Below are 13,280 nucleotides of genomic sequence, written 5' to 3'. Positions count from 1 at the left end.
AAAATGGCTTCAACTAAAAAATTAAGTTTTCTCGACAGTTATCTTACTCTTTGGATTTTCATAGCGATGGCCTTGGGCGTTGGCATAGGTTATTTCGCGCCTAATTTTCCAGAGTTTCTGAATTCCTTTAATAGTGGCAGTACAAACATTCCCATAGCCATTGGTTTGATATTAATGATGTATCCGCCCTTGGCAAAGGTGAATTACGCACTATTGCCAAAGGTTTTCCGGAATACAAAAATCCTTTCCATTTCGCTTGTTCTCAATTGGATTATTGGTCCTGTGTTGATGTTTATTCTGGCAATTATCTTTTTAAGCGATTATCCAGAATATATGGTCGGACTTATTTTGATTGGTCTGGCGCGTTGCATCGCCATGGTTTTGGTTTGGAACGACCTGGCCGAAGGTAGCAGTGAATACGGTGCCGGTTTGGTTGCGCTGAATAGTATTTTCCAGGTTTTTGCCTATAGTTTTTACGCTTGGCTTTTTATTACGGTGCTTCCGCCCTATTTCGGGTTTGAGGGCGCCATTGTTGATATTTCCATAGCAACCATAGCCGAGAGTGTTGCCATTTATCTGGGGATTCCGTTTGTAATGGGAATATTGAGCAGGCTTATTTTAGTGAAATTTAAAGGCGAAGTGTGGTACAATCAGAGATTTATTCCCACAATTTCTCCCATAACCCTGATTGCGCTTTTGTTTACCATCGTAGTCATGTTTTCCCTAAAAGGTGAATTAATTGTGCAAATACCCATGGATGTTTTGATTATCGCCGTGCCCTTGCTTATTTATTTTGCATTGATGTTCCTTATTGGATTTTTCGTTACAAAAGCGATGGGGACAACCTACGACAAAACTGCAGCGGTTGCCTTTACGGCGGCCGGCAACAATTTTGAATTGGCCATTGCAGTGGCCATTGCCGTTTTCGGATTAAATTCCGGGCAAGCTTTTACGGGGGTAATTGGCCCATTGGTAGAAGTTCCAGCTTTAATTTTATTGGTGCGGGTTTCTTTTTGGCTACGGAAGAAATATTTCACAAAAGAAACACTTAAACCACATTCCTGATTTAAGTTTTGAATTTGAGTGAAAAAAATGTTTTATTTTGGCTTAATGAATCCAAAACTAAAAGCCAAAATATTCAGGTTCAGTTTTTTGCTGAATGCCTTTATCTTTTTTATTGGCGGACTGGGCCTAGTGGAGGATGGCAAGACTGGGCTGGCAATGCTTCAATTTGTAACAGCAGTTTTTAACCTATTTATGGTACTGGGCAAACTTTCCCCAAAAAAATACTTAAGACTGAACTACACTATACTCGGCCTCAATATACTTGTGGCTGCAAGTACGGCTTTTGATTATTATGTGATGGGGAAGGGAAAAATTACCTATGTCTGGTTTTTTGCAGCCGCTATGTACGCTATTGCCCTCGGAGTACAAATAGTAAAACAGCGGCGCGCCGTATAAAGGATGTGAGTCCTGGGACGGGCAAACTGGAGGCAAATAGGAAGTATCTATGGGGTATATATGAAGTATAGTCGGCATGGAGTCGGCATAAGTCGGCTTACGGTCGGCTTGCAGTCGGCATGGTGTCGGCTTGAAACACTTGTTTTTGAGAGAAAATGTTTCTAAATTTATATTAGAAACCAACAAGTGGTAATTATGGGAGGATTTAACTACGAAAATAATAAAAAAAATCCCCGGATTTACAAGAACAGCGAAGAATTAACATTGTGTAGCGTATTTGTCAAGGAATTCAAGATTTCGCTACATCCTATTCTTTGCCATTTAAATGACGGCAGCCTGCACCAACGCCTGATGCAATTATTCCTGAAAATCAAGGCGCTTGATAAAGATTCCGTCCCCGGATCCAGAAATGTAGGGCAAGGGTTAAAAACGCTAAAGGGACAGCAGTTACTACGGGAATTCGTATTTACGCCGAAGGCAGGCATACGGCAGCATTTTGGAAATCCGAGGATCGACGCCTTGGATTTTTCATTGGAGTGGGCAAGATTTAATCCTGCCGCTGCCAAATTTCCCAAAGGCGCCACCCACTTTGAGCTATTCTATTGCCTGCTTGTTTACGATGCAGCTACCAATACCTTTGTTACTTATGAGGCTCCTATCCTTAGGAGATCCAAGGAGGATCGGTCTGAAAGATTAGTGCAAACACTTGAGGGGGGACCCACAAAAGAAGAAGGACTACAGTATATACCTGTTTTGGGTTTACGGTTTATGGAGGTCCTGGGGGAAGAGGAATATGCAAATTTTGGCAAGGATGCGGTTGGGATTGAGGTTTTAGGGGTATATATGAGTTGAAGGGGTGATTTTTAAATTACAAATCACAAATTCCAAATCACAAATTCCAAATCCCAAATCCCCAAATTCCAAATTCCAATCCCAAATCCCAAATCCCAAATCCCAAATTCCAAATTCCAAATTCCAAATTCCAAATCACAAATTCCAAATCACAAATAATTTTAAATACTCAATATTTCAATACAGTATAGGAGGTTGCGAGGGGGAGATGTTTTGCGTTTAAGGGAAGGGATATTTGAAGGGATGATGGCTACATTTTTATAAAAGACAGTAAGGGCAAGCGCGACCGGCATACGGTATTGAGCCCTGTGCTCCTGGTACTCTTGCGACAATATTACAAGCAATTTAAACCCGCTTACTGGTTGTTTGAAGGCCAGGATGGGGGGCAGTATTCTTCCAAAAGTATACAGAGTATTTTTAGAAGTGCGGTGAAAGCCACCAATTCAAATCCGTGGAGCACGCCGCACACGCTTCGGCACAGTTTTGCCACACACCTTATGGAGCGCGGGGTGAACATCCGCTACATACAAAGTGCCCTAGGCCACGCCAGCACAAAAACAACTGAGGTTTACACCAGAGTTATAGGCATTAACAACAAAACTTTAAAGAGTCCTTTGGATACTTTGTATGAATCGGTTACATTTGATAAATCACAGAACACATGACATGCGCACATGTGCGGGATAGCAGCAATAGGCATGTCGTATATACACATGTTATCTCTTATTATGAAAAAGCACCTTGGGAATATAATTTTAGTAATAGGATTGATTTGTAGCCAAAACAACTTCAGTCAAGATTCTGCTGAAATCAAAATTCTGGAAACTCGTGATGGAAAAACAATTAAACTATTGCCAAATAATAGAGTTTTATTTGAAGTAATTGAAAAAGTAAACTACCCTGATAGTACGAATATAATTGGAACAACGGAGGATGGAAGGGAAATATGCGGAGTTCGAATTTCAGCTGTGATTCACCAGAGTTATGGTTTTTATGAATATGACGCACAAAATTTAGTTCTAAATCTTACGGATGAAAATCCTATCGAAAGATTAGTCATACGAACTTTAGAAGAAGAAACAAATGAACAAAAAAGCATAATTAAGGTTAGTAAGAATTTCGAAACATTTTATGATTTGTCCGTATATCAAAATAATAAATTAATTTGTTTAGTTCCGCCATTTGAGGAAAATTGGGAATTTACTATTGAAACAATTGATAGTCCATTGGTTTTAAAGTATAATAACCATATTAAAACCATTAAGCTGGATTCTTATAAGAATACGGAACTAATTATATCAATTAATGATTTAAAGGCAGAAAACTATATTAAAAATGAAAAATTAGTTTATCCAATTAACCAACTGACCGAAAAATAACAAGAGATAACAATGGTAACCGTTGCACAACCCCTTAATTTTTTTAGATCTGAACCAATATAAGCGGTTTTAAGCGGCCTTGCTTTTTTGGTCAGGCTTGAGTAGGAACCAGATTTGGTCCTCTTAAAAAATGCCATGCTACATTCTGGAGCACTGTTTTTGGCAAAAAACACAAGAAAAGGCTTTCCGCCCCGCTCTTTGCGCGTTTTTGGACGAACTTGAGGTATTTCTTGAGGTTGTAGGCCATTGCCGAGAGGTGCATGCATTTGTTGGCCTGTTTGATGCCAATGGTATTGACCTTGCGAAGCCCCATAAACTCCTTGAGGGTTCCAAAGACAGGCTCCACGGTGCTTTGCCGTTTGCTTTTTAGATACCGACCAGTGGGGCTTTTTATTCTCGCTATGTTGCGTTCATATTCTTCCCGGTAAGCAGTGATATTGATCCGCTTCTCGTGGCTTTTACCTATACAGCTTTCTTTGATGGGACATCCCTTGCAATCACTTCGTTTTGTAAAATAATTATCCTTTAATGTGCCTTTTTCAAGTTTCTGCTTGCGGAAGGTTACTTTCTTTCCCTGTGGGCACAGCCAGTAGTTACCTTCTTTTATATATTTAAAGTCTTCGGGGCCGCCTTTGTAAGTTCCGTGGGGCGGAATGTAGCTTTTAATGCCCTTGGCTTCCAGATAGGCATAGTTCTCCCCACTGCTGTAGCCGGTGTCTGCCAAGAGGTGCTCCCAAATCATTCCCTCCTTTCTCAATCGCCTGTTAAGTCTTGCCACGGTGTCCTGCAAATACTGGTTGTCTTTCTTATCGGCGTGGTAAGCCTGCACATCGGTAATCACGTGGCCCCCGGTATCTACGCTTATGTTGCACAGGTAGTTGAGCTTTCTTGCTTTCCCGGGCTTGACACTTATTCTGGAATCGGGATCGGTAGGACTATAATGGGTTTTGTTGCTGGTGTAACGGCTGCCTTTGTTCTTGGCTCCCGGGCGCATATCCTGGTCTTCGCTCCATCTTTTGTTACGGCTCTTGATCTCCTGTAATTCTTTTTTACTGGCCGTTATTTCTTGTTGTTCTTTAGGCGCTTTGTTCTCTTTGGCCTTTCTGTCCCTGCTGCTCTGTACGCGCACTTTGGAAAGGTGTTCTTCAAGTTCATCTGCCGGCACTTTGATCTCAAGACTGTCCATCGAGGCATTGGCCTTTACAGGAGCTGAATCGATGGCCTGGGTATGGCCGCTTACCAGACCGGCTTGTATGCACAATTTCAAAACACGGGTAAAGACTTCTTCAAAAATATCTTCCGGGAAAAGTTGCCGTGTGCGGCTGATGGTGCTGTGCCAAGGTAAAGGCTCGTCAATATCATAGTCCAGAAAATAAAGGATGTCCATGCGCATACTGCAGTGATCCATTAGGCCACGGTCTGTGGTTATGTTTTCCAGATAGCCCACCAGGCATATCTTAAAAAAGACCACGGGGTCTATGCTCTTTTGCCCACTTTGTCCATAGAACTTATTGGTGAGCGGGTAAAGAAAGTCCAGGTCTAGAACTTCTTTTAGCCGTCGGTAAAAATTTTCTTTTGAACCCCTGTCGCTTAGCTTAAAGCTTGTGAAGAGTTTTTCCTGATAGTTTTTCTTGCCTTGCATAGGCATGAAATTAATAAACTTCTCAATTTTATACAAGCCTTTTGCTATATTTGAAGAGGTGGTTGTGCAACAGGCACAATGTATATAAAAAATAGCGCAAGTCGTTGTTAACACGTAGTCTTGGGCATTTCAGGAAAGTCGCCAAATTTTTAAATTTGACGATTTTCCAAGTAAAAAATAAATAGTAAAATTTAAAAATTCGGCTTGTGTTTCATCCGAAAAGAAACCGCTTATTTTCAGCGCTACTTTTCATATACGGAGCCGTTGTGAGTAATTAATTTGACTCTAATTTAGCAAAACCAACTGTCTTACGATAAATATCAGGCGATACTCCTACCTTCTTTTTAAAAAAACGACTAAAATAGAATTCATCGTCAAAACCTAAAAAAGCAGCAACTTGTTTCACTGGTTTAGAAGTTAGATAAAGTTCTCGTTTCGCCTCAATAATGATCCTATTTGAAATTAAGGATGAAGTCGTTTGATTGAGATATTTCTTGACGATACTGGCTAAAGTTTTAGTACTTACACATAGTTCATCTGCGTATTCTTGGGGAGAATGGAATTTGCAATAATTACTCTCAATTGCATCGACTAAATTTTGTAAAATTTCTGTTTTTGAATCTGACAATCTGGGAGTTAATTGTTGATCAAATTGTTTCTTATGTCTGACCGCTTCTATTAAAAACACTTTTAAATATGCCACAAGAACTTCATGCTGAGCGATTGAGTCTTTGTCCATCTCTTTCGAAATTTGATCAATCAAATTAAGAAATAGGCTTTGCTCGTTTACAGTAAAATAGGGTAAACCATGGAAATTATTAAAAAGGAATCCCTCGGTCTCTATTTCGTTTTGATGTCTATATGTACAAAAAAAATCGGGATGAAAATTCAATAAATAACCCTGACACTTTTCTTCAGAACGTATCATGAAAGGTTGATACGGAGCCAAACAAATCATTTGATTTCCTTGCAATTTAAAACTTTGAAAATCAACGCTTAGTTCATAGCTAATTCCACATAACAAAACGATAGAATAATAATTTCTTCTTTGTAAATGATCAAACTGGCTTAGGTCGTTGAACTCTTCTAATCTAAACGCAAGTTCCCCGTTTTGTTTGTCTATAATTATTTGGGCCATACTAAATTTATTTTTTAACTTATTCAAATTTTTAAAAAAAAAGGAGTACCAAAAGCACTCCTTTCTTAAATCAAATATTTATTTTGAAGCTAGAATGTTAATTTTTTGAATTGCTGAAGCATCAAAGCCTTCCAAAATTACAGGCGCATTCTCCATCAACGCTGCTGCTACTTTCCCTGTCAAATGAGCATCTCTGCCAGCGTCATCTGCAAACGTATCAAAAATGGCATAGGTTTCTTCATTGATTTTAAAAGCATACCATGATAAAGTTGCAGGCTCAGAACTTACCAATGACTTGCCCGCTTGTAAGAAATCCTCCACTGCAGATGTCTTTCCTTCTTTGGCTTTCATAATCACCAACAATCCGTTATTCTGATTACCCACTTTATGATTACTTGCTTGAACATCAACGGTCTTAATGTCTCTGCTAGAATCAAAACCTTCTAAAAGACCTCCAGCATTGGCCAATAAGGCTTTTGCCACTTCTCCTTTTAAGTGTGCCTGTCTGCCTTCTTCAGCTTCAAATGTGTCATAAATTCCGAAAGTTTGTTCATCTATTTGAAATGCAAACCAAGATTCAGTTTTTGGTTCTGCATTTACCAATGATAAACCACCTAGAAGAAACTCTTTCACTTCTTGCTCCTTACCTTCTTTCGCTTTCATGATTACTAATAATCCGATTTTTTCATTTTTTGTGTTGTCCATAATATTACTTTTTTTAGATTGAGAAAATGTTTGAATTGTTATCCCTAGAATTAGAACTAGGCTACTTAATTTGATTAAACTTTTAAATTTCATTTTGACTTATTTTTGTTACACTGCAAATGTAGAACTAAATAAGGGGCCTTGGAATGGAGATAAGAGACTTAAGCATGGACAATTTTCCAGTGACAATGAAGAATGTAAAAAAGCTCATAACACTGTATATGAAATCATAGCCCCCATTCGGGCGCTACGCTTCATATACTAAACGTTGGTAGTAATTAAAACTGAAATTCATTTGGCGTAAACTCTACACGAAAATTGCAACCATCGTTTATATACCTAATCATACCTAATTGAACACCATCATAAGCAAGTATATATTTGCTACTGTCGTTTATGTGAAAAGCTCTCTGTACTTTTGGGGCATCTTCTAAAGTGAGTTCTTTACCTGTGTATTGTTTAATTACTTGTTTAATGCAATTTTCTTCACATTCTAACTGCTTTTTTGCAATATCTCGGCTTAAATCATAACTACTGCCAACATCGGTAACCGTTGCACAACCCCTTAATTTTTTAAACCTGAACCAATATAAGCCGTTTTAAGCGGCCTTGCTTTTTTGGTCAGGCTTGAGAATGAACCAAATTTGGTGCTTTTAAAAATGCCTTGCTACATTCTGAAGCACTATTTTTGGTAAAAAATATAAAACAAGGCTTTCCGCCCCGCTCTTTGCGCGTTTTTGGATAAACTTGAGGTATTTCTTGAGGTTGTAGGCCATCGCCGAGAGGTGCATGCATTTGTTGGCCTGTTTAATGCCAATGGTATTGACCTTGCGAAGCCCCATAAACTCCTTGAGGGTTCCAAAGACAGGCTCCACGGTGCTTTGCCGTTTGCTTTTTAGATACCGACCAGTGGGGCTTTTCATTCTCGCTATGTTGCGTTCATATTCTTCCCGGTAAGCAGTGATATTGATCCGCTTTTCGTGGCTTTTACCTATACAGCTTTCTTTGATGGGACATCCCTTGCAATCACTTCGTTTTGTAAAATAATTATCCTTTAATGTGCCTTTTTCAAGTTTCTGCTTGCGGAAGGTTACTTTCTTTCCCTAAAAAGACCACGGGGTCTATGCTTTTTTGCCCACTTTGTCCATAGAACTTATTGGTGAGCGGGTAAAGAAAGTCCAGGTCTAGAACTTCTTTTAGCCGTCGGTAAAAATTTTCTTTTGAAACCCTGTCACTTAGCTTAAAGCTTGTGAAGAGTTTTTCCTGATAGTTTTTCTTGCCTTGCATAGGCATGAAATTAATAAACTTCTCAATTTTATACAAGCCTTTTGCTATATTTGAAGAGGTGGTTGTGCAACAGGCACAAGGTGTATAAGCAATAGCTCGTGCAAAGCCAACTCGCAAAAGCCGCTACTGCTCATACACAAACCGTTGGCAAACATTAAAACGAACCTCTGTTCCAAACCAAAGAATTGTAGTCCATAAAAAATGAATATTGAAAAAATCTTAAATGAAATTGGAGAAACTTATTCACCAATATCCATTGAATGCCAAGAGGAATTTATTGCCAATTCAAAAATTAGCACGTTTAAAAAAGGGGAAATTGTGGTTCGTGAAGGACAATTTTCTAAAAAAGGATATCTAATTGTGCAAGGTTGTTCTAGAGCCTATTATCTAAAAGACGGAAAGGACATTTCTGACTGGTTTACTTTTGAAAATCAGATTATGGCTTCAGTAGTGAGTTTTTTCAGCAAAGAGCCGAGCCCTCATTATATTGAGTTCATTGAAGATTCAACAGTAATTGAGTTTTCAAAAGATACTGTTGATATACTTACTGATAAATATCACGATTTTGAACGTTTTATAAGCAAAGTAGTAACCGAAACTATGTTAGGTTTGTGCGAAAGATTGTATACCATTCAGTTCAATAAAGCCGAGGAACGATACAAACACCTTTTAGCCATTTATCCTGACATAACAAACAGAATTCCGCTTACTCATATTGCTTCTTATTTAGGCATTACGCTTGAAACTTTGAGTAGAATAAGAAACCCCAAAAACCGAATTTGATCTATATCAAATGATACCGCTTCCTTTAGTTTGACCTTTGCAATAAATAATTACAAATGGGAGAACAAAATACACAACTAACATCAATTTGGGGAAAATGGTGGGTATCTATTAGAAAATGGTTTTATCCTGCTTGGTTAATCTACGAAACCACCGTTCGCTTTTACGACTATTCAGAAGCTACCTATCTTTTTTTCATCACAGAAAATTATATGGGAGAACTTGGTTCACAAATCTTAGCTGTGCTCTGTAGCATTGCCACTTTTGCAATTTGCAGCTTCTTTTTAACCGTTCCTACCACTTTTATCCTCTATAAATTCTTCAAAATAGAAAATTTATCAGGAACACAATTTGAATCAAAAATCAAAAAATATTTCTAAAATAGATGAAGAAAATACTCATTATAAATGGGCATCCTGACAAGGAAAGCTTTAGTTTTGGACTTTCAGAAGCCTATAAAAAAGGTGCTGAAAAATCAAATGCTGAAATAAAAGAAATTAATATCCGAGAATTAACCTTCAACCCAAACCTAGAATTTGGCTACAGAAAACGAACCGAATTAGAACCCGATTTACTAGATGCACAGGATAAAATAAAATGGGCAGACCATATAGTTTGGGTTTATCCTGTTTGGTGGAGCTCTGTACCAGCAATAATGAAAGGTTTTTTAGACCGGATTTTACTTCCAGGATTTGCATTTAAAAAAAGAGAAAATTCATTGTTTTCTGATAAATGCCTAACAGGTAAATCTGCCAGAATAATTTGCACAATGGATCAACCAGCTTGGTTTTACAAATTGGTTTACAGAAGTCCTAGCCACAATGCGATGAAAAAAGGAACATTACATTATATTGGCATAAAAAAAGTGCGAATTACAGCCATTGGACCTATACGTCTTTCTACAGAAGAATTTAGAGCAAAATGGTTGAATAAAGTTGAAAAATTAGGACAGATGAATAAGTAATAACAGAAACAATTAATACAAGCTTGTGAAGAAATAACGTTTGCCAACACTGTATCCTATGAAAAGCACTAATCCCGTTCTTCAAAAATAATATTTTTATTTTAATTATCTCATAATGATGATTTTGGGGTGTTGGAATGTTGATAATTCCGATAGGATTATCAATATTTCAATACCATATAACTTGCTCCGCATCCTATATGTGATCCATCGTCCAAGCGCGGTCACCGGCATCTGTATGATTATAAGTTATAATAAACCTGGTCACTTGCTAAAAAGATGTGGTCTAAATTTAATCCAGCCACCTACATTGTTTTGTGATATAGGCTTTTAATACTTCTTTGTGAGCTTTGTTATCTGTTTATATTATTATTCAATGCCCTATCGCATAAGGAGTTTCTGTTTTTATGACAGCCAAGGTCCTGTTCAATAATTTACGGGCCACCTTGATTATTATTGATTTGACGTTCTTGCCCAAATGCCTGCGGTAATAGGCCTGCATTATGGGGTCTGTCCTGATGGCCTGCCAGGACGCTTCTATAAAATAACTTCGCATCAATCTATGGGCGCGCATTGTAATGCCCGTGCTCTTTTGGTTGTCGCCACTCTGGTGGATGCCCGGAGCCAGCCCAACATAGCCCGCAAGATGTTTTATGCTGTTAAAGCGTCGCAGATCGCCAAGCTCGCAGATAATGCCGCAGGCCACAATCCCGCCTATTCCCGGAATACTTTTCAATAAATAATAATCCTTCTTGTAATGCTTGCGGCAATAGGCGCGCATCTTTGTGGAGACATCGCGCAGCTCCTGGTCTATGAACCTGAAGCTCCGCATCCTGCTGTCCAGCGTCTCGCGCGCCGATGGATATGCAAAGACTACTTCGTCCACCCAACCGCGGAACTTGTGGCTCCAATGGTCATTGTCAAACTCCTCGGGAATAGCAATGCCAAAATACAGCAACTGCATTTTTATAAGGCTCTTGATACGCCTGTAATCCTTAACCAGATCGTTCCTTCTTCTGAAAAGACTGCGCAATTGCTCCCGCTCCACATGGGGAACGTGAATACTCTCAAGTCTGCCATCCTTAAGCTCTCTACTTATCAATTGGGCATCTATTTTATCGGTCTTGGTAAAACGTTCTTTTCCCTTGCGGTGGATGTCGGCAGGGTTCACTACTAGGGAATGCCAGCCGTATGCCTCAAAACTACGGTGGGCGTAATAGCCGCAACAACCTGCTTCATAAGCTGTAGTAACCTGATGGTCGGGAAAATGTTTGGCTACATACTCGTATAATACTTCAGGCTTTGGGGGCATAGCGAATGACTTGCCACCAAACAGATCGGTGGCGCAATGAACTTTCCAGCTACGCTTGTGAATGTCGATGCCAATGTATAACTTTGGTTGGGCAGTGGGTTCTAATTTCATATCTTATTGTTTTGGTGAACTTTAAAGATACGAGACTCGCTGCTTTTTCATAGATGCTAACCGCAATTACGGCGGATTCGACTACGTCCGAATCCATTCGGAATTGCTAACGTCTGTGCCAAACCGAAAAGTCTGCGTATATTAACCCGTAACTGAAGGTTATGCGAGACCGTTATGGCCAATTAAAGAATATACATTTGAAGAAACTTATACTTTTATTAGCTTTTTTACTATTTACAATAAGCTTTTCCTTCTCACAGGTTTTAGAGTTAAATTTAACCGTAGGAGAATCATATTATCACGATACTGAATCCCAGGTTACTATGACTCAGGAACTCCACGGGGAATCATTTATTTCGGATATATCTTATGGGGGTAAAATGAGTTTCTTGGTAAAAGAAAAAATAGATTCCGTTTATCATTTAGAAGTAAGATTTCTGACAATGTATTTGAAAGTGAATACTAACGGAAATGAAATCTCAGCGAACTCTCAAAAAGTTGATTCTACAGATATTCTTAGTTTGCTTCTAAACGAATTGACGAAATCACCCTTTTATATTTCTATTATGAAATATGGAATCGTTAAAGAAGTCAAAATGGAGAAAATCTTTGATAACCTATTTAGTTTCAATCCTGATATACCTAAGCTTGAAAAAGCAAGAATGATATATATGTTAAAACAATCTTTCGGAGAAAAAGCAATGAAAGGATCAATGGAAATGCTAACAGCAATCTATCCAAAATCACCTGTTAAAGAAGGAGATAGGTGGAAAAATAAAATAAGACTTGAAACTGTATCTGGCGTAACAATGGAAAATGAATTTGTATTAAAGGAACTAAACAAAGACTTTGCTATCATTAATAGCCAATCGAAAACAATCTCAGATGACAATAACTCATTTATAAAAATAAAAGGTGAATTATTAAGATTTAACTCTATCGGAAATATGACTTCGACTTTCAAGATTGACAAAAATACTGGTTGGATTAAAGAATCCGAGATAAAACAAAGTATCTCAGGAATGAACGAAAAAAAATGGCGAGAAGAATCTGAAATTATCTTAAAAATTCCATTTGAATATGTCGGTTCAATAATAGTGGAGAATGAATAACTGGTCACAACACGAGTATCAACACAATAGCGGATTAGTGCTTAATCCAATAGTAATTTTATAAATTTAATGTCAGTTATAAACCGAAGTTTAATACGTAAATCCCGCTACTGCGTTTATACCAAACGTTAGGCAACATTTGAAAAAAATTCTGCAAACATTCAAAAATATGCTTACCCTTGACGTTAGCGATTAAGCAAATATTTTGGGAATTCTGCAAAATTCTGGCTCGGTCTTCAAAATGATTTTGATATCGAAGAAGAAAAAGAACTGAGCGAAATAAAGCAACACGTGGATAAAAACGTTGCCTAACAAGGTATAATAAAATAGAGCAAGCAAGTGCCAAACCCAATGTTTTGGCATATTGGCGAGCCTGCCTGTTGTGCCTCCGGTAGGCAGGGTCGCCAAATCTTTTAATTTACGACTACTTTTTTATTTTATATTTAGGAAGTCGTAGTCCTGCGGTAGGCTTTTAGAAAATTACATCGAAAAAAATGCAAAAGATTTGCGTTTAAAAAATAAAGGAACTGCTTC

Annotated in this window: 14 protein-coding genes and 2 pseudogenes; 10 read left to right on the top strand and 6 right to left on the bottom strand. The window is 38.2% G+C overall.

The annotated features are described in order from the left end of the window. Nucleotides 1-3 precede the first annotated feature (3 nt). The 5 genes from arsB to MB09_RS11625 all read left to right on the top strand — a co-directional run bounded on the left by arsB (nucleotide 4) and on the right by MB09_RS11625 (nucleotide 3,692). Nucleotides 4-1,065 carry an ACR3 family arsenite efflux transporter gene (gene arsB, locus MB09_RS11645; RefSeq protein WP_045081077.1) on the top strand — a complete coding sequence of 354 codons (1,062 nt, stop codon included), beginning with the start codon at nucleotides 4-6 and terminating at the stop codon, nucleotides 1,063-1,065. Nucleotides 1,066-1,092: 27 nt separating this feature from the next. Continuing rightward, complete coding sequence (locus MB09_RS11640) at nucleotides 1,093-1,461, top strand: hypothetical protein (RefSeq protein ID WP_045081076.1); 369 nt, start codon at nucleotides 1,093-1,095, stop codon at nucleotides 1,459-1,461. Between the two features lie 195 nt (nucleotides 1,462-1,656). Continuing rightward, nucleotides 1,657-2,313: a hypothetical protein gene (locus tag MB09_RS11635; protein ID WP_045081075.1), complete on the top strand. Its 657-nt coding sequence runs from the start codon at nucleotides 1,657-1,659 to the stop codon at nucleotides 2,311-2,313. 254 nt (nucleotides 2,314-2,567) lie between these two features. Beyond that, complete coding sequence (locus tag MB09_RS15940; RefSeq protein WP_117624781.1) at nucleotides 2,568-2,978, top strand: tyrosine-type recombinase/integrase; 411 nt, start codon at nucleotides 2,568-2,570, stop codon at nucleotides 2,976-2,978. Between the two features lie 63 nt (nucleotides 2,979-3,041). Beyond that, complete coding sequence (locus MB09_RS11625; protein WP_045081074.1) at nucleotides 3,042-3,692, top strand: hypothetical protein; 651 nt, start codon at nucleotides 3,042-3,044, stop codon at nucleotides 3,690-3,692. Between the two features lie 91 nt (nucleotides 3,693-3,783). On the opposite strand, the gene MB09_RS11620 is transcribed toward MB09_RS11625, so the two are convergent. From MB09_RS11620 to MB09_RS11600, 5 genes and pseudogenes are all read right to left on the bottom strand, one after another. Continuing rightward, complete coding sequence (locus tag MB09_RS11620; RefSeq protein ID WP_045081134.1) at nucleotides 3,784-5,334, bottom strand: IS1182 family transposase; 1,551 nt, start codon at nucleotides 5,332-5,334, stop codon at nucleotides 3,784-3,786. Nucleotides 5,335-5,608: 274 nt separating this feature from the next. Next, a complete protein-coding gene (locus tag MB09_RS11615; protein ID WP_045081073.1) occupies nucleotides 5,609-6,472 on the bottom strand; it encodes a helix-turn-helix domain-containing protein in 864 nt (287 codons plus the stop codon). Nucleotides 6,473-6,550: 78 nt separating this feature from the next. Then, nucleotides 6,551-7,270: a putative quinol monooxygenase gene (locus tag MB09_RS16450; RefSeq protein ID WP_052671367.1), complete on the bottom strand. Its 720-nt coding sequence runs from the start codon at nucleotides 7,268-7,270 to the stop codon at nucleotides 6,551-6,553. Nucleotides 7,271-7,884: 614 nt separating this feature from the next. After that, nucleotides 7,885-8,280, bottom strand: a pseudogene (locus tag MB09_RS16445) (transposase); the annotation flags it as partial. Beyond that, nucleotides 8,246-8,464 (bottom strand): hypothetical protein, encoded by a 219-nt coding sequence (locus MB09_RS11600; RefSeq protein WP_131459904.1) that lies wholly within the window; start codon nucleotides 8,462-8,464, stop codon nucleotides 8,246-8,248. The pseudogene MB09_RS16445 and the gene MB09_RS11600, both read right to left, overlap by 35 nt. 201 nt (nucleotides 8,465-8,665) lie before the next feature. Between MB09_RS11600 and MB09_RS11595 the strand changes: the two genes are divergently transcribed. The 3 genes from MB09_RS11595 to MB09_RS11585 are packed head-to-tail and all read left to right on the top strand — an operon-like array spanning nucleotide 8,666 to nucleotide 10,211. Beyond that, the gene (locus tag MB09_RS11595; RefSeq protein WP_045081070.1) at nucleotides 8,666-9,247 is read left to right on the top strand and encodes a Crp/Fnr family transcriptional regulator; all 582 of its coding nucleotides are present in this window, start codon (nucleotides 8,666-8,668) and stop codon (nucleotides 9,245-9,247) included. A 56-nt stretch (nucleotides 9,248-9,303) separates the two neighbouring features. Continuing rightward, entirely contained in the window at nucleotides 9,304-9,627 is a 324-nt protein-coding gene (locus MB09_RS11590) for a hypothetical protein (RefSeq protein WP_045081069.1), read from the top strand. A 5-nt stretch (nucleotides 9,628-9,632) separates the two neighbouring features. Further along, on the top strand, nucleotides 9,633-10,211 hold the full coding sequence (locus MB09_RS11585; RefSeq protein WP_045081068.1) for an NAD(P)H-dependent oxidoreductase: 579 nt from the start codon (nucleotides 9,633-9,635) through the stop codon (nucleotides 10,209-10,211). Nucleotides 10,212-10,584: 373 nt separating this feature from the next. Here the strand turns inward: MB09_RS11585 and MB09_RS11580 are convergent, their stop codons facing one another. Beyond that, nucleotides 10,585-11,634, bottom strand: a complete 1,050-nt coding sequence (locus tag MB09_RS11580) for an IS110 family RNA-guided transposase (RefSeq protein WP_045081067.1) — start codon at nucleotides 11,632-11,634, stop codon at nucleotides 10,585-10,587. A 197-nt stretch (nucleotides 11,635-11,831) separates the two neighbouring features. Between MB09_RS11580 and MB09_RS11575 the strand changes: the two genes are divergently transcribed. Beyond that, a complete protein-coding gene (locus tag MB09_RS11575; RefSeq protein WP_131459902.1) occupies nucleotides 11,832-12,746 on the top strand; it encodes a DUF6263 family protein in 915 nt (304 codons plus the stop codon). A gap of 189 nt (nucleotides 12,747-12,935) precedes the next feature. Beyond that, nucleotides 12,936-13,058 (top strand): annotated as a pseudogene (locus MB09_RS16440) (helix-turn-helix transcriptional regulator); the annotation flags it as partial. Nucleotides 13,059-13,280: the final 222 nt, after the last annotated feature.

Source organism: Aequorivita vladivostokensis (genome assembly GCF_000952855.1).
Taxonomy (GTDB): domain Bacteria; phylum Bacteroidota; class Bacteroidia; order Flavobacteriales; family Flavobacteriaceae; genus Aequorivita; species Aequorivita vladivostokensis.
The sequence above is the reverse complement of the archived record's forward strand: the minus strand, read 5'-3'. Positions and strand labels throughout refer to the sequence as shown.

Excerpts from the sequence above, each read along its gene's own strand:
- MB09_RS11625 (WP_045081074.1), top strand. The coding sequence starts at position 3,042 with ATGAAAAAGCACCTTGGGAATATAATTTTAGTAATAGGATTGATTTGT.
- MB09_RS11620 (WP_045081134.1), bottom strand. The coding sequence starts at position 5,334 with ATGCAAGGCAAGAAAAACTATCAGGAAAAACTCTTCACAAGCTTTAAG.
- MB09_RS11640 (WP_045081076.1), top strand. The coding sequence starts at position 1,093 with ATGTTTTATTTTGGCTTAATGAATCCAAAACTAAAAGCCAAAATATTC.
- MB09_RS11600 (WP_131459904.1), bottom strand. The coding sequence starts at position 8,464 with ATGCAAGGCAAGAAAAACTATCAGGAAAAACTCTTCACAAGCTTTAAG.
- MB09_RS16450 (WP_052671367.1), bottom strand. The coding sequence starts at position 7,270 with ATGAAATTTAAAAGTTTAATCAAATTAAGTAGCCTAGTTCTAATTCTA.
- MB09_RS11635 (WP_045081075.1), top strand. The coding sequence starts at position 1,657 with ATGGGAGGATTTAACTACGAAAATAATAAAAAAAATCCCCGGATTTAC.
- MB09_RS11580 (WP_045081067.1), bottom strand. The coding sequence starts at position 11,634 with ATGAAATTAGAACCCACTGCCCAACCAAAGTTATACATTGGCATCGAC.
- MB09_RS11615 (WP_045081073.1), bottom strand. The coding sequence starts at position 6,472 with ATGGCCCAAATAATTATAGACAAACAAAACGGGGAACTTGCGTTTAGA.
- MB09_RS11595 (WP_045081070.1), top strand. The coding sequence starts at position 8,666 with ATGAATATTGAAAAAATCTTAAATGAAATTGGAGAAACTTATTCACCA.
- arsB (WP_045081077.1), top strand. The coding sequence starts at position 4 with ATGGCTTCAACTAAAAAATTAAGTTTTCTCGACAGTTATCTTACTCTT.
- MB09_RS11585 (WP_045081068.1), top strand. The coding sequence starts at position 9,633 with ATGAAGAAAATACTCATTATAAATGGGCATCCTGACAAGGAAAGCTTT.
- MB09_RS11590 (WP_045081069.1), top strand. The coding sequence starts at position 9,304 with ATGGGAGAACAAAATACACAACTAACATCAATTTGGGGAAAATGGTGG.